Annotated in this window: 17 protein-coding genes; 4 read left to right on the top strand and 13 right to left on the bottom strand. The window is 69.8% G+C overall.

From position 1 onward, the window contains the following. Window positions 1-183 (bottom strand): hypothetical protein (locus IG99_RS49580; protein WP_037672896.1); only part of this gene is annotated, 183 nt, incomplete at its 3' end. Beyond that, entirely contained in the window at window positions 144-1181 is a 1038-nt protein-coding gene (locus IG99_RS12605; RefSeq protein ID WP_037672895.1) for a condensation domain-containing protein, read from the bottom strand. The genes IG99_RS49580 and IG99_RS12605, both read right to left, overlap by 40 nt. A 331-nt stretch (window positions 1182-1512) precedes the next feature. Between IG99_RS12605 and IG99_RS12600 the strand changes: the two genes are divergently transcribed. Further along, window positions 1513-7113, top strand: a complete 5601-nt coding sequence (locus IG99_RS12600; protein WP_051865248.1) for a non-ribosomal peptide synthetase — start codon at window positions 1513-1515, stop codon at window positions 7111-7113. Window positions 7114-7284: 171 nt separating this feature from the next. On the opposite strand, the gene IG99_RS12595 is transcribed toward IG99_RS12600, so the two are convergent. From IG99_RS12595 to IG99_RS12570, 6 genes are all read right to left on the bottom strand, one after another. Beyond that, entirely contained in the window at window positions 7285-8667 is a 1383-nt protein-coding gene (locus IG99_RS12595) for a serine hydroxymethyltransferase (RefSeq protein ID WP_051865247.1), read from the bottom strand. 85 nt (window positions 8668-8752) lie between these two features. Beyond that, window positions 8753-10729 (bottom strand): B12-binding domain-containing radical SAM protein, encoded by a 1977-nt coding sequence (locus IG99_RS12590; protein WP_078947671.1) that lies wholly within the window; start codon window positions 10727-10729, stop codon window positions 8753-8755. Window positions 10730-10741: 12 nt separating this feature from the next. Beyond that, entirely contained in the window at window positions 10742-11512 is a 771-nt protein-coding gene (locus tag IG99_RS12585) for a thioesterase II family protein (RefSeq protein ID WP_051865242.1), read from the bottom strand. Continuing rightward, on the bottom strand, window positions 11509-11787 hold the full coding sequence (locus tag IG99_RS12580; protein WP_037672890.1) for a phosphopantetheine-binding protein: 279 nt from the start codon (window positions 11785-11787) through the stop codon (window positions 11509-11511). The genes IG99_RS12585 and IG99_RS12580 overlap by 4 nt, the downstream gene beginning before the upstream one ends. 82 nt (window positions 11788-11869) lie before the next feature. Next, complete coding sequence (locus IG99_RS12575; protein WP_199815501.1) at window positions 11870-13483, bottom strand: AMP-binding protein; 1614 nt, start codon at window positions 13481-13483, stop codon at window positions 11870-11872. An 82-nt stretch (window positions 13484-13565) separates the two neighbouring features. Further along, window positions 13566-14912 carry a lysine N(6)-hydroxylase/L-ornithine N(5)-oxygenase family protein gene (locus IG99_RS12570; protein ID WP_037672889.1) on the bottom strand — a complete coding sequence of 449 codons (1347 nt, stop codon included), beginning with the start codon at window positions 14910-14912 and terminating at the stop codon, window positions 13566-13568. Window positions 14913-15206: 294 nt separating this feature from the next. Between IG99_RS12570 and IG99_RS12565 the strand changes: the two genes are divergently transcribed. Next, window positions 15207-15854, top strand: coding sequence for an FMN-binding negative transcriptional regulator (locus IG99_RS12565; protein ID WP_037672886.1), 648 nt, complete (start codon window positions 15207-15209; stop codon window positions 15852-15854). A 78-nt stretch (window positions 15855-15932) separates the two neighbouring features. Here IG99_RS12565 and IG99_RS12560 read toward each other — a convergent pair whose 3' ends face one another. After that, complete coding sequence (locus IG99_RS12560) at window positions 15933-16598, bottom strand: LmbU family transcriptional regulator (protein WP_199815500.1); 666 nt, start codon at window positions 16596-16598, stop codon at window positions 15933-15935. An 867-nt stretch (window positions 16599-17465) separates the two neighbouring features. Between IG99_RS12560 and IG99_RS12555 the strand changes: the two genes are divergently transcribed. Continuing rightward, window positions 17466-18773 carry a tetratricopeptide repeat protein gene (locus tag IG99_RS12555; RefSeq protein WP_037672883.1) on the top strand — a complete coding sequence of 436 codons (1308 nt, stop codon included), beginning with the start codon at window positions 17466-17468 and terminating at the stop codon, window positions 18771-18773. Further along, window positions 18770-19882 (top strand): UDP-N-acetylmuramate dehydrogenase, encoded by a 1113-nt coding sequence (locus tag IG99_RS12550; protein ID WP_234311824.1) that lies wholly within the window; start codon window positions 18770-18772, stop codon window positions 19880-19882. The genes IG99_RS12555 and IG99_RS12550 overlap by 4 nt, the downstream gene beginning before the upstream one ends. 17 nt (window positions 19883-19899) lie before the next feature. Here the strand turns inward: IG99_RS12550 and IG99_RS12545 are convergent, their stop codons facing one another. The 4 genes from IG99_RS12545 to IG99_RS12530 are packed head-to-tail and all read right to left on the bottom strand — an operon-like array spanning window position 19900 to window position 24240. After that, window positions 19900-20910, bottom strand: a complete 1011-nt coding sequence (locus IG99_RS12545) for a 3-oxoacyl-ACP synthase III family protein (RefSeq protein ID WP_037672882.1) — start codon at window positions 20908-20910, stop codon at window positions 19900-19902. Beyond that, window positions 20895-23066, bottom strand: a complete 2172-nt coding sequence (locus tag IG99_RS44800) for a 2-oxo acid dehydrogenase subunit E2 (RefSeq protein ID WP_063768308.1) — start codon at window positions 23064-23066, stop codon at window positions 20895-20897. The genes IG99_RS12545 and IG99_RS44800 overlap by 16 nt, the downstream gene beginning before the upstream one ends. Further along, a complete protein-coding gene (locus tag IG99_RS12535; protein ID WP_037672881.1) occupies window positions 23063-23290 on the bottom strand; it encodes an acyl carrier protein in 228 nt (75 codons plus the stop codon). Before IG99_RS12535 ends, IG99_RS44800 begins: the two co-directional genes overlap by 4 nt. After that, complete coding sequence (locus IG99_RS12530) at window positions 23287-24240, bottom strand: thiamine pyrophosphate-dependent dehydrogenase E1 component subunit alpha (RefSeq protein ID WP_051865240.1); 954 nt, start codon at window positions 24238-24240, stop codon at window positions 23287-23289. The genes IG99_RS12535 and IG99_RS12530 overlap by 4 nt, the downstream gene beginning before the upstream one ends. Window positions 24241-24262: the final 22 nt, after the last annotated feature.

The following is a 24262-nucleotide window of genomic DNA, read 5'->3' as shown; positions in this document are numbered from 1 at the left end:
CCGGCACCCCGGGTCGGCCACCACCTGACGCAACACCCGCACGAACCGGTCCACCAGCACCTCGACGCTGCCCCGGTCGAACAGGTCCGTCGCGTACTCCAGGGCGGCGGCCAGGCCGTGTCCGGATTCGTCGAGGCCGAAGCTCAAGTCCAGGTCGAACTTGGCCGTGCGGGTGGGGACCATCTCCAGCTCGGCCCGTACGCCCGGCAGTTCGAGTAGGCGGACAGGGCCTTGCCGCGCACTCGGTCCAGCACGTCGCCGAAGGTCGGATTTCCCGACAGGTCGACCCGCAGCACCCAGGTGTTGACGAAGAAGCCGACCAGATCGGCCAGCTCCTCATCCGTGCGCCCGGCGATCGGGGAACCGATCGAGATGTCCTCGCCGCAGCCCAACCGGCTCAGCAGCACGGCGAGCACCGACTGGAGCACCATCGGCGCCGATGCGTCGTGGGCCCTGGCCAGCTCCTGGACGGCGGCCCAGTCCGCGGGCTCGACGGCGAACTCGACGAGACCGCCGTCGTGCGTGGGGACGCGCGGCCTGGGCCGGTCCGCGGGCAGCCGCAGGGGCTGCGGCGCTCCTGTCAGCTCCTGTTGCCAGTAGGCCAGTTGGGCCGAGACCTCGCTGTCGGGATCGTTCTCGTCGCCAAGCACCTCCCGCTGCCAGAGGGTGTAGTCGGTGTACTGGACCGGCAGCTCGTCCCAGGCCGGCTCACGCCCTTCTACACGTGCGGTGTAGGCGGTCGACAGGTCCCTGACCAGGGGCCCCATTGACTCACCGTCGGCAGCGCTGTGGTGCATGGTCAGCGCCAGCACGTGCTCCTGGGAACCGCATCGCAGGAGCACCGCGCGCAACGGTGCTTCGGCGGACAGGTCGAAGCGGTGGCCCGCCGCTCGAGCCACCGCTTCGGTCAGGTCCTCGGGCGTCACCTCGGCGACCGGCACATCGAATTCCAAGTCGTCGGCGGGTATGACCCGCTGGAAGGGCACGCCGTCGGGCCCCTCCACGAACACCGTCCGCAGGCTCTCGTGGCGTACCAGCACATCCCGTACGGCTGCCACCAACGCATTCACATTCAGCGCACCAGCGAACCGGATCGCCACCGGAATGTTGTACGTCGCGGACGGCCCTTCGAACTGGTGCAGGAACCACAGGCGACGCTGCGCAAACGACAACGGGATCATTTCTTCTTTACTCCCCTGGTCATCCGGTTTTGGAGCACGTCGGCGGCCGAGTTCTCGGGCGAGCCACTTCGGAATTCGCCACAAGAACCGTTTTTGATCCGCTGTTGCATCAGGAGAACAGAATTCTCCCGGCGGTGTATTCGGCTTCGGTCAGCTGCCGGGACCGTCCCGTCGACGGGACACGATTATGGGCCGGGGACTGGTCCTCCATTGGCCACTGCTGAACAGTACGGTATAACGATCAGCGTATCCAGAGTGGGCGCCCCTTTCCCGCGCCGTGTTCCAGGGAATCTCCCTTTGTGTGTGTTCCGTTCGTGAGAGGAGCTGGAAAGTGAACCGTGCCCCCCGCCGGGTCACCTCGGAAACGGAGCTCGCGCCGGTCCTGATGCCGACGGACCGGCCGCGTGGACCGGGTGAGCCACCCGAGTGCTCAGCCGTGGAGCATGCCGAACTCGCCGCGGGGACGACGGCCCCGGGCGGCGACCGCGACGCGTTGCTGCTCGCCGGTTTCGCGGCGCTGCTGCACCGCTGCACGGGCCAGGAGCGCATCGTCCTCGACCGGATGGATGCGACCGGCCGGACCGAGCGATCACATCTCGTGGTCACCGGCGGATCGACACTGCGGGAGGTGGTGGAGAGCGCGCGAACGAGGGACGCCTGCGGGGCGTCGCCGGTCGGCGTGCGCTTCGCCGCCCCGGGTGAGGCGTCGCCCCACTTTGACGGGAAGATACCGTACGAGCTCCAGCTGGTGGTGCGCCCCGGCAGCTGCGGGCGCCGCACGCTGGAACTCCACTACGACGCCGCTCTGTTCGACCGCGCCACGGCCGCGCGGCTGCTGGCGCACTACAAGACGCTGGTCCAGGACGCGAACCGGTCCCCGGACCGCCCTGTGGGGCAACTGCGGCTCCTGACCGGTGAACAGCAGCGGCGCATGCTCGTGGAGTGGAACAGGACCGAGGCCGACCTGCCGCACGACACCTGTCTGCACGAGGCGTTCGAGGACCGTGCCCGCCACTCCCCCGACGCCACCGCCGTCGTGCACGGCACCGAGCGGTGGAGCTACGGCCGGGTCAACGCGGAGGCCAACCGTGTCGCCCACCATCTGCGGACGCTCGGGGTCGGGCCGGACGTGCGCGTCGGGCTCTGCCTCGACCGCTCACCGGGCCTGCTGGTGGCGGTGCTCGGCATCCTGAAAGCCGGTGGCGCCTATGTGCCGCTCGACCCGGACTACCCGGCGGAGCGGATCGCCGCGATGGTCGAGGGCACCGCCTGTGCCGTGATGATCAGTCGCCAGGCGCTGACGGCGAACCTGCCCGGCGCGGGCTCCGGGACCCCCATGCTCCTGCTGGACCGGGACGCCGACGTGCTGGCCACCCGGCCGGAGCACGACCCCGACGGCACCGCGGGGCCCGACAACCTGTGCTACATCATCCACACTTCGGGCTCCACCGGTGCACCCAAGCCGATCGCTCTGCGGCACCGCGGAGTGATGAACAACCTCTCGGACCTCAACAGCAGGTTCCGTGTGGGCCCCGGTGACGCGGTGCTCGCGTTGTCCTCGCCGAGCTTCGACATGTCCGTCTACGAGTTTCTCGGGATGACCGTCGCGGGCGGCACCGTGGTAATTCCCGAGCCGGAGCGCGCCAAGGACCCCGCTCACTGGGCCGAGCTGCTCACCGGCCACGGCATCACGGTGTGGAACTCCGCGCCGGCCCTGCTGGGACTGCTGACCGACCACCTGGAGCAGTCCGGCGTCCGGGAACTGCCCGCGCTGCGGCTCGCGATGCTCGGCGGCGACTGGGTACCGGTGACGCTGCCCGACCGGGTGGGGGCGCTCGCGCCGGGGCTGCGTTTCATCGTGCTGGGCGGGGCCACCGAGGCCTCCATCCACTCGACGATCTACGAGGTCGGCGTCGTCGACCCCGGCTGGGCGAGCATCCCGTACGGCCGTCCGATGGCGAACCAGCGCACCTACATCCTCGACGAGGCCCGCCGGCCGGTGCCGCCCGGTGTGCCGGGCGAGCTGTACCTCGCGGGTATCGGTCTCGCCCGCGGCTACCTGGACCGGCCCGAGCTCACCGCGGAGCGGTTCGTCGACTGGTCCTACGGCGAGGTGCGCGGCGAGCGCCTCTACCGCACGGGGGACCTGGCCCGGTACGGCGCGGACGGCCTGATCGAGCTGCTGGGCCGGACGGACTTCCAGGTCAAGATCAACGGCCTTCGTGTGGAACTCGGGGAGATCGAGGCCGTCCTGCGCGGGCATCCCCGCGTACGGGAGGCCGTGGTGGTGGCCCGCGCCGACCAATTGATCGCCTATGTCGTACCCGCGGGACCCGAACCGGCGGACGAAGGGGAGCTGCCCGCTCTCGTGGCGCAGCGGCTGCCGGAGTTCATGGTCCCGCGGGCGTTCGTGACGCTGGGTGAGCTGCCTCTCACCCCGAACGGCAAGCTGGACCGGAGGAACCTGCCCGACCCGGACTTCGCCGGCGCCGCGTACCGTGCGCCGGAATCGGCGGCGGAGCGGGCCCTCGCCGCCGTCGTCGCGCAGGTGCTGGGCCGGGAACGGTTCGGCGTCGACGACGACTTCCTGGCGGCGGGCGGCGACAGCGTCCGCGCCATCCAGGTGGTGACGCGTGCCCGCTCCGCGGGGTGGGAGATCACCCTTCGGCAATTGCTGGAGCACCGGACCGTCGCCGCGCTCGCCCCGCTCGCGACCGGCACGGACGCGGCCGCGGACGCGGACGCGGATGGCTCAGCGGACGCCACGGGACCGTTGATGGACGTGGACGGGGCCGACATTCAGGCGTGGAAGCGGCGCCATGCGGGGCTTTCGGACGTATGGCCGCTGACGCCGATGCAGTCCGGGATGCTGTTCGAGTCGATGCTGAACGACGCGGGCGACGACACCTACCTGATGCAGACGGTGTACCACCTGTCGGGCAGGGTCGACGCGGCCCGCCTGCGCACGGCCGCCGAGGCCTTGCTGGAGCGGTACGCCAACCTGCGCGTGGCCTTCGTCTCCGACTCCGCCGACAACTTGGCGCAGATCGTGGTGGACGGCGTGGAGCTGCCGTGGCGGGAGATCGACCTCGGCGGTCTGGCGGACGGTGAGGGGGCCGGGGCGTTGCGGCGGTTCCTCGCCGAGGACCGGGCCGGGCGTTTCGACCTCGCCGTCCCGCCGCTGATGCGGATGACCCTGGTACGGCTGGGGCCCGACCGTGCCGACCTGGTCCTCACCGCGCACCACGCGCTCATCGACGGCTGGTCGGAGCAAGTGCTCGCGCGGGACCTGCAACGGCTGTACGCCACCGGCGGGGACGCGTCGACGCTCGAACCGGTGCGGGGCTTCAGGGACTTCCTGGCGTGGCTGTCGCGGCTGGACCGTGAGGAGAGCGCCCGGGCCTGGTCCGACGAGCTCGCCGGGCTGGACGGGCCGACCCTGGTGACCCCGGCCGGGGCATCGCCCGATCCGGGCGCGGGCACGGGCGAGATCGCCGTTTCGCTGTCGCCGGCGGAGCTGCGGCTCATGGCCGGGTGCTGCGCCGAGCTGGGCGTGACGGCCAACTCGCTGGTGCAGGGGGCCTGGGCGGTGCTGCTCTCCGCGCTGACCGGCCGTACGGAAGTGGTGTTCGGCGCGACGGTCTCCGGGCGGCCCGGCGCGCTGCGGGGCGTGGAGTCGATGGTCGGGCTCTTCATCAACACGGTTCCGGTAAGGGTCCGCTGTACTCCGGGCGAGACGGCCGCCGGGCTGCTGACCGGGCTGCGGGACCGGCAGACCGCCCTCCTGGACCATCACCACCACGGCCTGACCGAGATCCACCGGGCCACCGGACTCGACGCGCTGTTCGACACCCTGGTGGTGTTCCAGTCCTACCCGGCGGGCCGTGACGGCGCCGTGACGGGCGCGGAGGCCGGGGTCGAGGTCACCGGCGTCGATTCGCTGGGCACCGTGAACTATCCGCTGGCCCTGTTCGTCGAACCGGACCGGCTGACCCTGCAGTACCACCGGAGTCTGTACGACGAGGAGACGGCCGGGGACCTGATGGCCCGGTTCCGTTCGGTCATGAACCAGCTGGCCGCGGCGGCCGATCGGCGCATCGCCGCGGCCGATCGGCGCATCGCCGCGGTCGATCTGCTGCTGGAGGCCGAACACGGGCAGTTCCTGGATCGGTTCGGCGGCGCCGCGACGGCCGGTCCGCGCCCATGCGACACCCTTCCCGTGCTCTTCGAGCGGCAGGCGGCGTCACGGCCGGACGCGGTCGCCGTGGTTTCCGGCGCGCGTTCGCTCACGTACGGAGAGCTGGCGGCCGGGGCCGGACGGCTGGCCCGCGCGCTGGCCGACGCGGGCGTCGGCCCGGAGTCCGTGGTCGCGCTCGCGGTTCCGTGCTCCGCACAGCTGGCGGTGGCGCTGCTGGGGACGCTGATGTCCGGCGCTGCGTACCTGCCGGCCGGCGGCGATCGGACCGACCGGGACGCTGCACCCGGGGTGTCGATGACGCTCACGCAGGCGGACGTCGACCGATGGGCGGACGCGGACGGAGCCGACCGCCCCGGCGAAGGGCTCCTCGCGCCCCCGAAGGGCCGGCAACTGGCGTGCGTGCGTCCCGCGCCCGGGTCCCGGGGCGCCACGACCGGCGTGGCGGTCAGTCATGAGGCGCTCGCCGACGCTGTGCTGCGCTTCGCGGCCGGCGCGGGCCTCACGCCCGGTAAGCGGATGCTGGCGGCCTCGCCACACCCGGCCGCCACCGCTTTCGAGATCCTCGCCGCGCTGTGCGTGGGCGCGGGCGTCGAGGTGACCGACGACCTCGGGGTGCTGGGCCGGCGGCACGGGTGGAAGGGCGACGTGATCAGCACGGCCGCCCCGCTCTTCGCCCAGGTGCTGGACCGCTCCCCCGGCGCCTTCGACGCGGAGACGGTGGTGTTCACCGGGGAAGAACCGCCCGGTCCGTTCGGGGGGCGCGTCAGCGAGGCACTGCCGGACGCGCGGATCGTCCGTACGTACGGGCCGGTCGAGACGGTCTGTGCCACCGCGTTCACCGGCCCCCGGGACGGGACCGGCGCGGGCGACGCCGTGCTCGGCGGGCCGCTCGGCGACATGCGCTGCCGTGTGCTGAGCCCCGGGCTACGGCCCCTGCCGGCGGGCGTGACAGGAGAGCTGTACATCGGCGGAGCGGTGGCGCGCGGCTACGTGGACGACCCCGCTCTGACGGCGCAGCGATTCGTCGCCGACCCCTACGGCCCGCCCGGATCCAGGATGTATCGCACCGGCGACCTGGCCCGGTGGAACGCCGAGGGGCTGCTCGAACACGCGGGGCGCGGCGACGCGCGGGCGAGGGTGCGGGGACGCCGGGTCCGCACGGCCGACGTCGAGAGCGTCCTGGCCGCGCATCCCGGGGTGTCGCAGGCGGTGGTCGCCGCGTGGCGGCCGGCGGACGGCAGCGGTGACGACCGGCTCGTCGGCTACGTCGTGCCCGTGCGGGACGACGGCGGCGCGACGGCCGGGGAGCTGCGCGAGTTCGTGGCCCGGCGCCTGCCGGACCACATGGTGCCCTCGGTGGTCGTGACGGTGGGGGAACTGCCGTTGACGGCGGAGGGAGCCGTGGATCGCGACGCCCTGCCCGGCCCCGGGGCCGATGCCGCCGACGGTGGGTATCGCGAGGGGCGCACCCCACAGGAGAAGGCGCTCTGCGCGATGGTGGCCGAGATCCTCGGCGTCGATCGGGTCGGCATCGACGACAACTTTCTCGCGCTCGGCGTCAATTCGCTGATGGCGGCCAGGATCGTGGGCCGGATGCACCGGACGCTCGAGGTCAAGGGGTCCATCCGGATGCTTTTCCAGAATCCGACGGTCGCGAAGCTGTCCGATCAGCTCCAGGCGGCGCCCACCAGGAACCGTCCGCGTCTGCGCAGGATGCCCGGGAGGCAGGCCTAGCGCCTGTCGTCCCGCAGACGTGGACGCGGCGCGGCCCCGGGTGACCCTGCACACCCGGGGCCGCGCCCCACTTCTTCCGTACACGCGCGGACGCGCGTCTCACGTCTCACCCACTCACCCACTCACGTCTCACGTCTCACGACTCACGACTCACGACTCACGACTCACGACTCAGACGAGGAACGACGCGTCCTGGTAGAGCGTGGGGAAGCGCCGGCACACTTCGGCGACCCGCTCGCGGATCTCCGCACGGTCCTGCGGCGCCAGTACGTAAGTCCGGTCGCCGGTGGGTTCCACCGCGCCGAGGACGCGGTCCAGGAGGTCCGCGCAGACCTCCATGTCCCCCTCGCGCATGCCCCGTTGCGCCGCGATGTTGGTGCCCAGCCGCAGGCCGCTGGTGACCAGGGCGGGCTTGCGGTCTCCGGGGATCCGGTTCTTGTTGGCCAGGATGCCGCAGCTCTCCAGGGCGGATTCGGCCACCGCGCCGGTGATGCCGCGCCGGTAGGTGTCCAGCAGCACCATGTGGTTGTCGGTGCCGCCCGTCAGCACCGACCATCCCCGCTTGTCCAGCGCGACGGCCAGCGCCGCCGCGTTCGCCGCGATGTTCCGGGCCGTCTCGGTGAACTCCGGCTGAGCCACGAGGGCCAGCGCCCTGGCCTTGGCGGCGATGCCGACCGGGTTGGGGGTTCCCTGCGACTGGGGGAACACGCCGCGCTGCATCAGCTTGGCGAGGGGCGTGCCGTCAGGCCCGGGCCGCTCGTAGTCCCGGCCACTGAGGATGAGCCCCCCGCGCGGGCCTCCCAGTTGCTTGTAGGTGCTGGCCGTCGTGATGTGGGCCCAGTCGATCGGGCTCGGGTGCACACCCGCGGCCACGAGCCCCGCGATGTGCGAGATGTCGGCGAGCAGATAGGCGCCCGCGAAGTCGCTGATCTCACGGAAGCGCGCGTAGTCGGGTGTGCGGGGGTACGCGCTCGCGCCGACGATGACCAGCCGGGGCCGGTGTTGCCCGGCGAGCCGGACGACTTGGTCCTCGTCGATGTATCCCTCGTGGTCGAGGCCGTAGTGCACCACGTTGAAGTAGCGTCCCGTGACGGATGCCTTGGCGCCGTGGGTGAGGTGGCCGCCCGAGTCGAGGTCCAGGCTGAGAATGGTGTCGCCCGGGGAGAGCAGCGCGAAGAGGACGGTCAGGTTGGCCGACGAGCACGAGTGCGGCTGGACGTTGGCGTAGCGCGCGCCGAACACCCTCTTGGCGCGCTCCACCGCCAGCCGCTCCACGTCGTCGAACTGTGTCGCCCCCGGGTGGTAGCGCGCTCCCGGATAGCCCTCGGCGGTGGTGTTGGCGAGCGCGGAACCCGCGGCCGACAGCACCGACGGTGCGGCGAGGCTCGCGTGGGCCACCAGCTGCAGTGTGTCGTTCTGGTACGACACCTCGCGGTCGAGCAGGAAGCACAGTGCGGGATCCTCGTTGCGGAGGTCTTCGCTGCCACGGGCCAGCAGGTCCGCGTGGCGTGCGCTCGGCCTGTGGTTCCCCGCGCTGTTCCTGGTCAGGGCCATGTGTGCTCCTCAGGATGGTGGTGGGGTCCGGTCGGCGCCGGGCGGTGGCCGGTGAGGGCCGGCCCGCTCGCTCCGGCGCCACGGCTCACGCGACGGGGGCGAGGACCTCCGTCGATGCGACCTGGATGGTGGGCAGGATCTCCCGTGAACGCAGCACCATGCCGTGGCAGTAGTTGGCGTTGTGCTCCAGGCTGCGCTGCGGCATGTACGGCATCTTCTGCCGGCCGCGGTGGTCGATGTGCAGGGTGACCCGCTCCGTCTCCGGGTCGGCGGCCTGCAGCATCTCCCGCCCCACCAGCAGGCGGAGCAGCTCGGCCGACACCTCGGCCGTGAAGCCCTGCGGGTGCGGCTGCTCGCGCAGGACGATCTCGGTGAACGGGTAGTCCGGTGTGCGCACCGGTTCCCGGTAGACGTAGGCCCGCGCGAGGAGGTCCATCTCGAACGCCTGGCGGGCCATCGGGTCGGCCCACCAGTCCTGGGCCGTGACGAAGTCGGCCAGCAGCCGGTCGAACTCGTCGCGGTGCGAACTGAGGATCATGTGCGCGGTCTTGCCGGTGTTCAGCAGGTCGTAGTTGGCGAGGTCCTGCGTCTGCTGCACGAGGAACCGGCACACTTCCGTGTCCGTCCTGGTGCGGAAGTAGCGGGACACCTGGGCGAACAACTCGCCGTAGGAGATGACGCCTGCCGCGTCGAGGTATCCGGAGAGCACGAACAGGGCCCGCATGTTGTACAGCGTGTACAGCGCGTGGTTGACCCAGTAGCCGTCGCGGCAGTCCTCCTCGGTCACCCACTTCGTGCCGAGGACGACCTCGGCCTCGGAGACGTCGCTGGGCACCACGGCGGTCACGATGCCGAGGGCCTCGCGCTGGCTGTACATGGGTGTGTTGTGCAGGAACAGCTGCGGGTAGACGATGATGGTGTCGGCGTAGGACCGGCACAGACGGGTCAGTCCCTCCTTGAACGATTCGAGGGTCTCACCGGGCAGCGGCCAGATCATCTCCACGTACGAGCTGATGCGCTTCTCGCGCAGCAGACGCTGCAGTCCGATGTAGGTCTCCTCGCGGATGTTCTTGCGGTCCACCATCTCCAGCGTCGACTCGTTCATCGTCTGAAGCGAGATGGGCTGGCTGACCATCAGGCCGCCGCGCACGAAGATCTCGGTGATCTCCGCCATGCGCTCGGGCCGGTTCTTCGCGGCGGCCATGTGAATGATCAGCGGATAGCCGTTCTCCTCGCTGCACTGGACGATGTACTCGCTCAAGGTGACGTCGCGAGGCGACAGGCCCCAGTTCGCGTCAGCGATCATCAGCGCCGAGTACCGGTGCTCGCTGATCCACTTGAGTTCGGCCTTGATGCGTTCCTCTTCGAACTTGTTGACCTTGGAGTTCGTGGCCGCGCCCCAGTAGCAGAAGGTGCAGCGGAACGGGCAGCCACGGTTCGTCTCCATGATGGCGAAGCTGAATTCGTGGTCGTCGAACACCCCGTTGAGGAACGGCGACGGAATGTCCATCAGGTTCTGGATCCTGGGCGACGGCTCGGTGGTGATCAGTTCGCCCCCGGACCAGAAGCTGAGCCCCGGCACCTGCCGCATGTCAGGGGCGTCCGAGTCGAGCTGCAGGATGAGTTCCAGGGACGTGCGCTCCCCCTCGCCGTTGCACACGTAGACGTTCTCGGCGCCGTCACTGAGATAGGTCGCCGCGTGGTTCATGACCTGCGGTCCGCCCAGCAGGTAGTGCGCCTCGGGACGCAGGGCGCGCAGCTCGTCCAGCACCCAGCGGACCAGCTTCATGTTCCAGATGTAGCAGCTGAACGTGTAGAGGTGGGCGTCCCTGGCGGCGAGCTCCCGGACCATCTGGTGCCGGTCCTCGGAGATCGGGTAGGACACGATCTCGAACGTGTAGCCGGCGGCGACGGCCGGGGTGTCCTGTGCGTACGCCTGGATGTACCCCGAGGCGAGCGGCAGGATGTTCTCGTAGGTGGGAAGTTCCACGAGCACGATCTTTCTGCGCTCCGACACGGCTGTCCCGGCATTCGCGACACCGGGGGATTCAAGTCTGGACATGGTCGCGATCTCCTATTCCTTCCGCTCGCCGTTGATGCTCGCGAGATAGGTGGACACGGTGGCCGCGAAGGTCGCCATGTCGCCGTGGTAGTAGAAGTGCTCGCCCGGTATGAGATGCGAGGCGCATTTCGCCGCGCTCAGTTCGTGCCAGTGGTCGATCTCGGCGCCCGGGACGAGCGCGTCGCGGTCTCCGCCGAAGGCCACGATCGGGATGCGCAACCTGCGCCCGGGCTCGCCGTACGAATAGTTGTTGACGAGTTCCAGGTCGGCCCGCAGCGTTTCCAGTGCCAGCCCCATGAGATCCGGCGAATCGAGGATGGCGTCGGGAATTCCGTTGCACGTGTCCATGAGTTCCATCAGATGCTCGTCCGAGATCTCCACGCCGGGCGCCGGGTACGGCTGGAGCCGGTGCGGGGGGACGGCCCCGGATGCGAAGAGAACGGCGGGCGGGCGTCCCGCCAGCTGCCGCCGCCAGCAGAGCTCGAATCCGACGTAGGAGCCCATGCTGTGGCCAAAGACGTGGAGCGGTCCTTGGTGACCGTCCAGCGCGTCGAGAAGCTCGTCGACGATGCGATGGAGATCCGCCTGCGCCGGCTCGCGGGCGCGCGACGCCCGTCCGGGGTACTGGGCCGCGAGAATGCGCAGGTCGTCGGGGAACCAGTCCGCCCACGCGGCGTAGTTCTGTGCCGAACCTCCCGCGTGAGGCAGCACGAGCAGCGTCTCCCGTGCGGTGCCGGGCGTTGCCTTCCGTACCTCCCACAGGCAGGCCCCTGCCTTGCTCACGCGCCGGCCCGGGCGGGCTGACGTCCTGTATCCGCGACCATGCGGTCGATGCGCTCGGCCAGGTCGGCGAGGACCGGGGCGTCGAGCAGGACCCTGACCGTGAACTTGACCTCCCAGGCCGTGCAGGCCTTCAGGACGACGGTGGTGGCCAGCAGGGAGTCCCCGCCGATCTCGAAGAAGTCCTGATCGCGCTTGACCTTCTCCAGCCGCAGCACCTCGGCCCAGATCTCCGCGAGCCGTCGCTCGGTCGGTGTGTTGTATTCGCTGTCTTCCATGTCGCACCCCTGTTCGGGTCGATTCGGTTGGGCGGGCTTTTCCCGGTACGGACGTCCGTGCCGGCCGTGTGACACGAGGGCGTCACGGCGACGGAGCGAGCAGTGCGGCGATGGCGTCCCGGTCGGCCTTTCCACTGGGGGTGCGCGGCAGTTCCGGCACCACGGTGATCGAGACGGGGACGAACTGTTCGGGCAGCAGCTCGGTGAGCGCCTTGAGCACGCGGTCACCGTCGAACTCGTCCGCGCCGACGTCCGACGTCACGGCCGCGCGCAGCTGGCGGGAGCCCTGGGCGAGGTCCACCGCCACCGTGACCGCCTCCACGACGCCCGGCTGCTCCAGCAGGCAGGCGTCCACTTCGAGGGGGTTCACCCGCACCCCGCGGATCTTCACCTCGTGGTCGATCCGGCTCAGCAGGTACAGGGTGCCGTCATCGACGCGCACCAGGTCTCCGGTGCGGAACATCCGGAGGTGGCCGTGCGGGGTCGGTTCGTCGAGGGTGACATACCGCTCGGCGGTGAGCGCGGGCTGGTTCAGATAGCCGGCCGACACCGGTGCGCCGGCGACCAGCAGTTCGCCCACCGACGACTCGTCGGGCCGGGCCGGGACGACGAGGACCTCGCAGCCCGGCAGCGGGCGCCCGATCGGGGGGAGCGTGGGCCAGTCGTCGCTGGAGCCCGTGAGCGTGTGCACGGTCACCATCGCGGATTCGCTCTGCCCGTAGTGGTTGTTCAGCCGGCAGTCCGGCAGACGGCGGAAGAACTCCCGTACGGCCGGGGTGCACACGAGCTGCTCCCCGGCGGTGTTCACCTCCGCCAGTACGAGTTGCTCCAGCGTGTCCGCGGCCTCGGCGGCCACGGCCAGCATGTGCAGAGCGACGTACGGGAGGAAGAGGCGCTCGATTCGGTGGTCGGCGAGCCAGTCCAGCAGGGCGATCGGGTCGCGCCGCAGGGCTTCGGGCATCACGACGAGGGTCCCGCCGCCGCAGAGCGTCCCGAGCACCTCCTGGAACCACACGTCGAAGTTGAGCGGCGCGAACTGGGCTGTACGCAGGTCGGGGCGGACCGAGTGGCGCCACTGCCAGGCCGCCATGTTGTCGACGCAACGATGGGGCAGGGCCACGCCCTTGGGCAGACCGGTGGAGCCGGACGTGTAGATGAGGTACACGGGCAGGTCCGGCCGGCACGGCAGCCGTGTCAGCGCCTCGGCGGCCGCCGGATCGGCCAGGTCCGGTGCCGGGGGGATGCGGACCGCGGGGGCCTCGGGATCAAAAGCAGGTTCGGACCCGCTGAACAGCAGCAGGCAGGCCTCGCTGTCGGCGGCCATGTGCCGCAGCCGTCGCACCGGGTACTCGGCATCGAGAGGCACATAGGTCACTCGCACGCTGAGCGCGGCCAGCATCGCCGCGACAATGGCGGCGCCACGTGGGCCCGTGACGGCAACCCGGTCTCCCGGGCGTACGCCGTTCCGGCCGAGGACCTCGGCGATCCGGGCAGCCCATGTCGCGAGCCCGGCGTAGGTCAGCTCGCCTTCCTCGTCCTTCACCGCGACGGCGTCCGGGCGCATCCGCACGACACCGGCGAACGCGGCGAGCAGGCACTGTGTCTCGGCTTCGCCGCCCCAGAGCCGGTGAAGGTCTCGGCCCGCCTCGGACGTCCTTGGTTCCTTGGTCATCGCTGCCCCCAGGGGCTTGGTCACGTGGGACGGCTAGGGATTGCGCGTCGCGCACCGCGGGTCCGCTGTCCCGTCGGCGGGACAGCGGACCCGCGCACCGGGCCGGTCAGCCGGTCCGGGCGGCCGCGTCCAGGGAGACCACCGGTTCGAGTCCCTGTCCGGCGCGCCTGTGGATGATGGAGTCCGCGATCTCTCCGCTGCGTACGGCGACATTCGACAACAGTGACGACGTGAGGCCGTGGGTGTGCTCGGTGCCGCCCTGGAGGTAGATCCCGCAGGGCAACTCCGGCGTGGTGACGAGCCGGTAGTCACGCTCCGCCCGGTAGCGGCCCGCCTCGTCACGCAGGCAGTAGCGGTCGAGGTCGCCCAGCAGTCCGGTGGGCTGCATCGTGTCGTAGCCGGTGGCGAAGACGAGCGCGTCCACGTCGAGCGGCTCGGACTCGGTGTCGAGCAGCGAGTGCAGACGCACGCGCAGCTCGGTGCCGGCCCGCTGGACGTCGCGCACCCGCGTCAGGTTGAGGAAGTACAGGCGCCTGTCGTTGCGCACGTCCTCGTCGTACGAGCGCCGGTGCAGGTCTCTGATGATCTCGTCGTCGACCACCGAGTAGTTGGTGTTCTTGTGGTAGCGCCAGAACGCCTCGCGTGTCTGCTCGGTGCCGAAGTAGTAGTCGTCCACGGCAGCGGGGTCGAAGACCTGGTTGGCGAAGGGTGTGTCGTCCGCGACGGAGTACCCGTAGGACGGGATGACGGCGTAGACCCGTGCGTGCGGCAGGGCGTCGTGCAGGAACCGGGTGATCTCGGCCGCGCTCTGCCCGGCACCGACCACCGCGACCCTCTTGAGGTCGTGGGTTTCGATCTGCCTGTACTTCTGCAGAAACTCCGAGCTGTGCCACACACGGTCGTCGCGTTCCACCCCGGACGGCATGCGCGGCACCAGCCCCGTGGAGATGACCACGTTGCGCGCGTCGACCGTCCTGCGGACGCCTGTGATGCCCTGGCGGACTTCCACCTGGAGGTGGCCGGACTCCCCGGGAACGGATTCCGGTGCCAGCCGGATCGCCGTGACTTCCGAGCCGTAGGAGACCCGGTCGCTGAAGTTCGACTCCGCCCATTCGAGGTATTGGTGGAATTCCTGGCGCGTCGGGAAGAAGTTCTGGTTGTTGACGAACTGGACCAGCCTGCCCGATGTGTGCAGGTAGGCGATGAAGCTGTACCGCGACACCGGATTCCGGAAGGTGGCCAGGTCCTTCAGGAAAGAGATCTGCATGGTGGCCGAGGGCAGCAGCATGTTTCGGTGCCAGCCGAACGACGGCTGTCGCTCGAAGAACGCGGCGCTGATCGGCCCCGCCGACACATTCGCCTCGTGTTCTTCCAGCGCGATGGCGAGCGACAGGTTGGACGGGCCGAACCCGATTCCCACCACGTCGTACATCTCGCGCGCATAAGCATCCATAGAAGAGTCTCACCCTAGCGTCGTTGTCACAGGGATTTCGCGGCACCGAAGGGGCGGTACGCACCTTTGAACACCGTGACCGAATCTCGATCGAAAGACTACCGACTCTCACCGAGCCTGCTTTTTGCTAGTCTCGAAATCTCGGCCGATGATCCGTCAGACGAATTCAGCATTACGCTGGATAACACGTCGAGCCCAACCTAGAGCGTCCGGGCAAACCGTTCAAGAGGCCTCAGTGCCACGCCCGCAGGATCTGTCCTGCCGACAGGACAGCGAGGAAAGGGTGAATGCCAGATGTTCGTCCCCAGTCACTACCGTGAACCAGACAGTTCCTGGATGATCGACCTGATACGGTCCAATCCGCTGGCGCTGATGGCAATCAACGGCGATCGCGACCGCGGCCCGTTCGCCACGCACCTTCCCGTAATTCCGGATCCGGACATGACCAGCGAATGGTCGGCCGACCTGTCCGGTGCCGTACTGCTGGGCCATATGAACCGGGCGAATCCACAGTGGTCGGCTCTGGAAACGGGTGGCGTCGTCCTGCTGATATTCACAGGACCGCACGGCTACGTCTCACCGGCGGTGTACAAAACGACCCCGGCGGCTCCGACCTGGAACTTCACGTCGGTTCATGTGCACGGCGTGGTCGAGAAATTCGATTCGACCGAGGAGACGCTGGCCGTCGTGCGATCCACCGTGACCGCCTTCGAGGCGGAGTTCGGCGACGACTGGGACATGTCCCGTTCGGTCGGCTACTTCCGCAAGATCGTGCCCGCCGTGGGCGCGTTCCGGATACGGGTGACCGGCGCCGAGGGCATGTTCAAGCTCAGCCAAGAGCAGCCGGCCGAGGTGCGCGACCGCGTGCGGCAGTCGTTCAGCGAGCGCGAGCAGGGGCACTACCGCGAGACGGCCGAGCTCATGGGACGGCTGCCGGGTTAGCGCGGCGCGACGGGGTGGGCGCGGGTGGCTCCCGGAAGGTCGCGAGGAGTCACCCGACTCGCCCCGTTCGCGGTGCGGCTACTGCTGTTCGGCCAGTATCCGCTCCGCTGCGTTGTCGAGGGTCGTGAGCATCCAGTGCTCCAGGTCGGTACCCGCCTGCTGTGCGGCCTTGTGCCAGCACTGCACCCGACTGTCAGGGACCGAGAGCTGCCGCTTCGCCTCGACCTCTGTGCCGTCGTTCGCTTTCTCGCCCTCGCGGGCGAGGCTGATGGCGTTGCGTAACTGTTTGGTGGTCCACTTGTTCTGCTCCGCGCGGTCGAGCCAGGTCTCCTGCTCGTCGACCGGCAACGACGCCACTTCGGCGTGGTGCTGGAAACTCAGCGCGGGACGCCTCCGGTCGAACTCGAACCGCCGGGACACCCAGGCGTAGTTCCGCAGCGTCTGGTACTGGAGTCCGGCGGACCGGATGCCGCGCTGGTAGCGGTCGGTGTAGTGCTCCTTCCCGTACACCAGCCAGTCCCCCAGCCACCAGGTGGACGAATTCACGAGGCTCGATATCTGGCGCCCGGCACGCTCCCAGTCCTCGAAGGACAGGCCGGTCGGCATGTGGAGACCGATTCTGGTGGTGAGTACCTGCTCCTGGGACGAGGCCTCGTCCTGCGATCGCCGCTGTGCGGGAATCGTCTCGCGACGCCCACGGAACAGCGGCTTGCTGACCTTTGCTTCGATGGTCGCAGCCGTCATCACACCTCCACGTAGAGTGCACCGACGTTCTGGTATGTCCTCGTCGACGGCGGATCGGTGTTCTCCTCGTGCCGCCGCCCGGACGACCGGCCCTGGAACCTCCTTGAGCGGGGGTTCGGCCCTGATCACAGTCCAATGCAACGGCAGTCCGTTTCGATAGAGGCCTGCCGGTCAGCTTGGTCAGCTTGGTCAGTCAGACGGTCAGCGACGGTCAGGAGTCTCCGATTCCGCGGGGGTGCGGGTGCCGCGCGGGGGTATTCCTCCGCCCCCGGGCCGCCGCCCTCGGGCGGAATTCTATCGTCCGTTTATTCTTCACGGCCGCTCCGGTTCCACGGGACGGCGGTCGTCTTCACGAAGCCGCCGGCCGAGTGCCGGGCAAGCCGGGCCGGCACCGCCCCGGTGCCCTGCCCGGCGACGAGTGCCCCGACAGCGGCCCCCAACCGGCGAGCCCCGCGAGCGCGGGCCCCCGCCCAGATGACGTCTCGTCAAAGTTCCCTGCACAGCGAGGATTTGACCCCGTTCAGCCGAAGCCGTCGCGCAGGCGCTCCCCGTCCTCGCACCACACCCACGCCCCCGCCCGGCCGTGATCGTGTACGAGTCCGGAGAGGCGGGTATGCCAGTTGCGGCAGTGCGCCTCCGCTCATAGTGTTGGGCCGATCATCGCCGGGAATGTCAGAGATCCTCGCCTTCTCAAGGAGGAAAAATGACCGCCGGAAGGCTTGACATGCGGAACCCTGGGAGACATCGGATCGCCGGCCGCATCTCCACGAGGGAATCCGCCGTGCACGAATCCAGACGTGTGCCTCCCGGGCTTCGGCACACCCCCACGCCGGCGTCAATCCCCCCCACAGTCGAGGCCCCTCATTTATGACCCGGACTTCTTCGTTGCTGGCCTCCTGCCTGGCCCGGCTCGGGTGGTCGCCGGAACAGTTGGCTCGCGAGATAAACAAAAGGTACGGCACCGGAACGATCAGCAACAAAGCCCCCTACAACTGGCTGCAGGGCTCTCTGCCGCGGCGTCAACTCCCCCATCTGATCGCGGAGATACTCACCGACCAACTCGGCGAGCCCATCACGGCGGAAGCGCTCTGGCCCCGGCACTTCCCCGACAGCCGCCCCCAGGGACCGGTCCTCATCGCCCCGTCCGTCCTCCCCACCCCCGACGTCCCCCACACGTCGACCGGCCCCGTCAGCGCCGCAGTGGACTGGCTGGTGGACACGGGCTCCGCCTCGCCCAGCCGGTCCGGTGGATCCGAGGTGCCCGACATTGCGCTTGACATGCTCACCACTCGCATCGGCCAGCTCCGCAAGGTCGACGACATCGCCAGCACCAGGCTCGCCATGGATTGGGCCCTGCAGGACATGCAGTCGGCGCGGAAGCTGGCCGCCGAGCACTCCTACGACACCCAAACCGGCCTGCAACTGCACCGCATCATCGCGGAGCTCGCGCAGCTCGCGGGTTGGCTGGCCGCCGACCTCGGGCTGCGCCGGCGCAGCCAGTCCTACTTCCTCTACGGGCTCGCCACCGCCAGGACCGCCCAGGACCGGCCACTGGCCGCGTACATCATCTCCTGTATGAGTTACTGTGCCACCTGGGAGACCCGGCAGGAGGAAGGACTGCGGTTGATCCGCATCGCGCGCAAAGGTTCGTGCAGGGAGGACTTCAGCATCGGTCACGCCCTGCTCGCGACGCGCGAGGCCCGTGCCCTGGCCCGGCTCGGTGACAAGGCCGGCTGTGTGCGCGCCCTGAACGAGGCTGCCGATCTGAGCCAGGACAACGATTCCTCGGCCGACGCGCCCTGGCTCTCCTGGGTGTCGCCCCCCGTGATGGTGGCGGACGCCGGACGGGCCTGGCTGGAACTCGGGGACTACAGGCGGGCCGAACAGTGCCTGGAACGCGGGCTGGAACTGTTCGGGGAAAGCCAGCCCCGCAACCGGATGCTGCACTGGGCCTCCCTGGCCGAGGCGCGACTGGGACGCGAGGAGTTCGACGGCGCCGTCGAAGCCGCCGACGAGGCGCTGTCGCTGGCGGAGGTGATGACGTCGCAGCGCGCCCAGGTCCGTCTCGCGGATCTGCGGCGAAAGCTGAAACAGTACGACAGTGCCGCGGCGCGTGAAGTCGTGCAGCGCGTCGACGTCCTCCTGGGCACCGACCGGCTGCGGGTCGCGAGTTGAGAAGTCCGTACCGTGAGAAGGACATCAACAGGCACATCAGGATCAGCCACGGGGTGCCGCTCGCCCCGATGACGACGCTGGGCCTCGGCGGGCCCGCGTCGGTCCTCGTCGAACTCCAGGACCCCGCCGACTTCCTGGAGTTCGTCGAATTGGCCCGGACCTGTCCCGGCAGTCCCGTCTGCCTGGGGTCGGGGAGCAACGTTCTGGTCAGTGACCTCGGCTGCGACTCCCCCGTGCTGCGGCTCGGCAACCGGGGGTTGCGGATCGGCGCGACGGACGCCGAAGGCCGCGCCCTGGTGGAGGTGCAGGCCGGGCACCTCCTCACCGACCTGGTCGAAACCGTCATCGCCGAGGGCCTCAGTGGCATGGAGATGCTCGCCGGCATCCCGGGGACCGTGGGCGCCACGCCCATGCAGAACGTCGGCGCGTACGGCCAGGAAGTCTCCGACACTCTCGTCGAAGTGCGGGCCTGGGACTGGGTTCTGGGGCGCCACGTCACCCTGAGCGCGCGCGAGTGCGGCCTGGGCCACCGCAGCAGCGTCTTCAAACGATCCCGCCGCTGGACCCTGCTGAGCCTCGTGTTCGCGCTGCGCCGCTCGGAGTTGAGCGCACCGGTCACCTACGGTGCCGTCGCCGGCGTGCTCGATGTCCCGGTCGGCGGCAGGGTTCCGCTCGCCGATGCCGCCGAGGCGGTGCTCACCGTGCGGCGGCGCAAGGGCATGGTGATGGGCTGCACCGAGACGGATTGCCGTTCGGTCGGCAGCGTGTTCCTCAGTCCCGAGGTCGGACCTGCCGACGCCCGGCGCCTGGGAGCCCGCAACGCCCCGATCAACTCCTTCCCCGACGGCTCGACCCGGGTCAGCGCGAGCTGGCTCATCCAGCAGGCGGGGTTCGGGCTGAACACCCCCATCGTCGACAGCGTGCGCATCTCGTCCCTGCACCCCACACTCGTCGCCGACGAGGGAGCGAGCGCCACCACCTTCCGCGAGGCCATCGACATCGTGCGCCAACAGGTACTGCGGCGCACCGGCGTAGGGCTCACGGTGGAGATCGACCTCCTCGGGACGTGGCACACGGCGGGGAGAGCCGGGGCACCCGGACAAGCCTAGGGACCCACGGCAGGCCCTCAGCACTCGAGGAGCGTGCAGCCCCAGTGCATGCCGCGCCCCATGCCGGCCAGGGCGATCAGATCACCTGCGCGGAAGTCCCCCGACGCGCGGTGACGCCGGAGGTTGAGGATGTGGTCCGCGGCCCCGAAATGGCCGTGCTCCATGGAGAGGTCGAGGTTCGTACGGTCCAGGGGCACTCCGAGCTTGTCGGCCACCTTCGTCAGGGTGCTCAGGTTGTCGTTGAGCAGCACCACTCTGGCCAGGTCGGACACGGACACGCCGATGCGCTTGCAGGCGCGGGCCACCACTTCCCGCACCCGGTCGTTCATCAGATCGATGAACGCCTCGAAACGCTCCGCGTCGTAGTCGAAGAACTCCATCAGATCCCAGGCGTCGCGGGCGGGCGCTGGCTCCTCGCCGCCGCGGAAGGGGTCGGCCGCCCCGCCTTGCTCCAGCAGGAACAGGTCGGCGTAGCGGCCGTCCGTGAGCACCTCGCTGGCCCTCCAGCGCAGGCCGGGGTGGCCGCGACCGGCCACCGCCGCCGCGGCGCCGTCGGAGAACAGCAGGGAGTGGGTGTCCATCCGGTTCCAGTACGCCTCGCACGTCCGGTTGGCCCCGACCACCAGAGCCTTCCGGTACTCGGGGTGGGTGGCGAACCGGCCGGCGAGCAGGTCGAAGCAGGTGATCCCGCCGACGCAACCCTGCGCGACCAGGACCGCCTCGGCGCGGTGGGCACCCAGCCTGTCCTGGAGGCTCGCCGCCGGATCCCAGTACAGGTACTCGGGGATGTCGGTAATGGCGAGGACCACCAGGTCCAGTTCGGCGGCCTCGACGCCGGCTTCGTCCAGGGCCGCGCGGCCGGCGTCCACTGCCAGGTCGGTGAGTCCGACGCCGTCGGGGCTGCGATGGATGGTGCGGTAGCCGTACTCCCGTACGCGCTCGACGTCCTCGGTGTACTCCGAGGCGATGTCGGCGACGGCGTCGGGCTTGCCGAGCGCCGACCCGAAGGCCATCAAGCCGTAGTCCACGTCAGTTCTCCTCCCAGCTGGGCGGGCTCCTCCAGGGCGGCCTTGATCCGCGTGAGGAAGAGGACGGCGTCCCGGCCGTTGACGACCCGGTGGTCGTAGGCGAGGCCGATGTGGACGAACCGGCGCGTCCGTGCGACTCCCGCCTCGTCGATCCGGCATTCATCGCCGACCGCTCCGACCGAGACCATGCACAACTGCGGCCACAGCACGAGTGGCTGGACGAGGACCACGCCGGGGTCGGGGTTGAGCGAGACGGCGATGTTCCCGCCGGTCAGCTCGTGTGCGGTGAACTCCTTGCCCAGCGCCTTCATCCGGAAGTCCATGAGTGTGTCCGCGATCTCCGCCAGTGACCGCTCGTGCGCGCGTGTGACCACCGGTACGTACAGCGAACCGTCCACGTCCACGGTGACGCCGACGTGCGGGGCGTCCGCGAGGGCGACGGTTCGGTCGTCCACGAGGGATCCGAAGAATCGCGGGAAGTCCCGCTGTGCGTCGGCCACCGCCTTGACCACCACCTCCGCGAGACCGAGCACGGCGCCGCCCTCGTCGCTCAGCCGGTCCAGCCGGTCCAGGACGTCGTCGACCTGTGCCTTGACCAGGGTGAAGCCGGCCGGGACCTCGCGATGGCTCTTGGCGACCACCGCCGCGGTGCCCTGCTGGGCACGGTCGAGGCGGTGCACCTCCGCTGCGAGGTCCTCCTGGGGTGCGTCCTCGGTGAGCGGGCGGATCGGCTCCACCGGCCGGTCGGGCGCGGCCGATCGCGTCGGCCGGGCGGGCCGGTCCTGCTCGGGAGCGGCTCGTGGGGCGCGCTCGGGGAGGAGGTGGCCGAGGATGTCGCCGACGGCCAGTTCGTCGCCCACGGCCGCGACGCGGCGCAGGTAGCCGGAGCCCGAGGCGGCGATGTCCGCCTGGGCCTTGGACGTGTCCAGCGCGACGACCTCGGTGTCCGGTTCGACCCACGCGTCCTCGTCCACCAGCCAGTCGGCGACCAGATACGTTTCGTCGTTGTTGTTCAGCTTGGGCACGGTCACGGGAGTCGTCGTTCCGGCCGCCGCCGTTTCGACTGCCGCCGCTTGGGCCTGGGTCGGGCCCGGTTGTGCGGTTTCGCGCAGGGCGTCGCCCCATCCGGCAGCCCGTCGGATCCCGTCCCTGATGTCCTCGGCCCCCAGCAGCACCTCGCGCTCCAGATGGCCGGCCGTGGGGATGATCGAGTCCGCGGAGCTGAGCGAGAGCACCGGGCCGCTCAGTGAGGACCAGATGCGCTCGTGGACGACTTGCGCCACTTCGGACCCCCACGTACCGCCCGCCGTGCCCTCTTCGACCACCGCCACCCGGCCCGCCGACGCGAGCAACGGGAGTACCGGCTCGATGTCCAGCGGGTGGAGTTGCGCCGGGGTCACGACGTGCACCGAGCGGCCGTGCGCCTCACGCAGCGCCCGTGCCGCGTCCAGGGCCCGGTGGGTGACGCCGCCGGGTGCCACGACGACGAAGTCCGCGCTGTCCTCCTCGCCGTCCGGGAACGCGTGGGCCCAGCCCAGGCCCGATCCGGTGATCCGGTAGCGGTAGGCGTCGTCGACCCGGTTCTCCTGGTACATCCGGCGGGTGTAGAGGACCTTGTCCTCGAACAGGATGGCGGGAGCGCCCCGTTGCAGCGCCGTGTGGAGCACCGCCTCGGCGTCGTGGAACGGCGACAGTTCGTAGAGGGCGAGGTTCGGGATGCCGACGAAGTGCTTCTGCGGGCTCTGGCTGTGCGTCGGTCCGTAGCCGCGGTTGCCACCGACGGGACAGCGGACGACGAGCGGGATCGGCACCCGCCGGCCGTACATCGACACCGACTTCGACGCGAAGTTCAGCACCTGGTCGAAGCCGAGCGCGAGGAAGTCGCCGAACATGACCTCGACGATGACCTCGTTGCCGCACAGGGCGAGTCCGCCCGCGACGCCGAGAATGCCCCCCTCGCTGAGCGGGGTCGCCACCACGCGGTCGCCGAACCTGCTCGACAGTCCCTTGGTGATCTTGAAGGCGCCTCCGTACGGGTCGAGCAGGTCTTCACCGAGGAGATAGAGCCGCTCCTCGCGGTCGAACAGGCGGTGCAGCGCGTGGTTGAGGTTCTCCGCGACGCGCGGGGCGACGGTAGTGGCCGCTATGGGTGTCATGCCGAACGTCCCTCCTCCGCCAGGAGTTTGCGCAGGTCGCCGACGCTCCGGCAGGAGCGGGCCCGCCGCGGGGTGATCCGCAGGCCGTACTCGCGTCCGACGGCGGCGATGATCTGCACATGTCGCAGGCTGGTCCAGCTTGCCGTCGCCGTTCCGGTCTCGTCGTCGATCTCTTCCTCGGCCACCCCGAGCACATCGGCGATGATCCTCTCCAAGGTGCTCACAGGGCGGCCCCCGATCCCGTCGCAGCCGTCGACGCCGGCCAGCTCGACGGCGGCCGCGCGCTGATGTCGGCCACCAGGTCGGCGATCCGGGCGCGCTGCCGCACGTCGGCCGCGGCGAACTGCTCGCCGTAGCACCGCGCGTACTGCCCGCTCCACTCCCGTGCGCGCAGGTCGGCCAGCTCCGCCTCGGAGCGGGTGTCGTCGCCCTTGCTGTGCGGGCCGAGCCTGACGGTGTGGAACTGCACGACCGCCGGGACCCTTTCACTCCGTACGGCGGCCACGACCGGGGCCAGTTCGGCGCGGATCACGTTGATGTCCGCGGTGTGGAACTCGTGGTGGCCGATGCCGAAGGAGGCAGCGCGGTCCGCGATGGTGCCGGCCATCTGAGCCGCGGTCGGCGTCGACTGGGCGATCCCGTTGTGCTCGACCACCACCAGCAGCGGCACCCGCCACAACTGCGCCATGTTCAGGGCCTCGTAGACCGCGCCTTCGCCCCAGGTGCCGTCGCCGATGTGGACCACGGCGATCCTGTTCTGCCCGGTGCGTTTGAAATGCAGGGCGACACCGACCGCGACCGGCAGGCTCTGCCCCTGCACACCGGTCGACAGGTAGTCGTCGCGGTAGATGTGCTGGCTGCCGCCGACGCCCGCGCAGACGGCCCCGGCGCGCCCCATGATCTCGGCGAGCAGCCCGTCGGGGTCCTCGAACCTGGCCAGGTAGTGGCCGTGCCCACGGTGGTTGCTGAAGATGAAGTCCTCGCGCAGCAGTGGCGCCAGCGCGACCGGCACGTACTCCTGGCCGAGGCAGGTGTGCGTCGTGCCGTTGAGTTTCCCCGCGCCGAAGAGGTCGAGCAGGGCGAGCTCGAAGTTCCGGATCAACGCGAGGAGTTCGAGATCCTCGTCAGTAAACTGGGTGAGGGCTGCCAACGTGCCGGTTTCCTTCCCGCGCATGTCCGCTCCGTCAGTGTCATAC

Source organism: Streptomyces griseus subsp. griseus (genome assembly GCF_000720255.1).
GTDB lineage: Bacteria > Actinomycetota > Actinomycetes > Streptomycetales > Streptomycetaceae > Streptomyces > Streptomyces griseus_I.
Note: the sequence above shows the minus strand (reverse complement) of the source record. Positions and strands in the feature narration are given on the sequence as shown.

What these genes read in the sequence shown, in the direction of transcription:
- IG99_RS12605 (WP_037672895.1), bottom strand. Translation starts at nt 1,181, where the DNA reads ATGATCCCGTTGTCGTTTGCGCAGCGTCGCCTGTGGTTCCTGCACCAG.
- IG99_RS12595 (WP_051865247.1), bottom strand. Translation starts at nt 8,667, where the DNA reads ATGGCCCTGACCAGGAACAGCGCGGGGAACCACAGGCCGAGCGCACGC.
- IG99_RS12590 (WP_078947671.1), bottom strand. Translation starts at nt 10,729, where the DNA reads ATGTCCAGACTTGAATCCCCCGGTGTCGCGAATGCCGGGACAGCCGTG.
- IG99_RS12580 (WP_037672890.1), bottom strand. Translation starts at nt 11,787, where the DNA reads ATGGAAGACAGCGAATACAACACACCGACCGAGCGACGGCTCGCGGAG.
- IG99_RS12570 (WP_037672889.1), bottom strand. Translation starts at nt 14,912, where the DNA reads ATGGATGCTTATGCGCGCGAGATGTACGACGTGGTGGGAATCGGGTTC.
- IG99_RS12565 (WP_037672886.1), top strand. Translation starts at nt 15,207, where the DNA reads ATGTTCGTCCCCAGTCACTACCGTGAACCAGACAGTTCCTGGATGATC.
- IG99_RS12560 (WP_199815500.1), bottom strand. Translation starts at nt 16,598, where the DNA reads ATGACGGCTGCGACCATCGAAGCAAAGGTCAGCAAGCCGCTGTTCCGT.
- IG99_RS12555 (WP_037672883.1), top strand. Translation starts at nt 17,466, where the DNA reads ATGACCCGGACTTCTTCGTTGCTGGCCTCCTGCCTGGCCCGGCTCGGG.
- IG99_RS44800 (WP_063768308.1), bottom strand. Translation starts at nt 23,066, where the DNA reads ATGACACCCATAGCGGCCACTACCGTCGCCCCGCGCGTCGCGGAGAAC.
- IG99_RS12530 (WP_051865240.1), bottom strand. Translation starts at nt 24,240, where the DNA reads ATGCGCGGGAAGGAAACCGGCACGTTGGCAGCCCTCACCCAGTTTACT.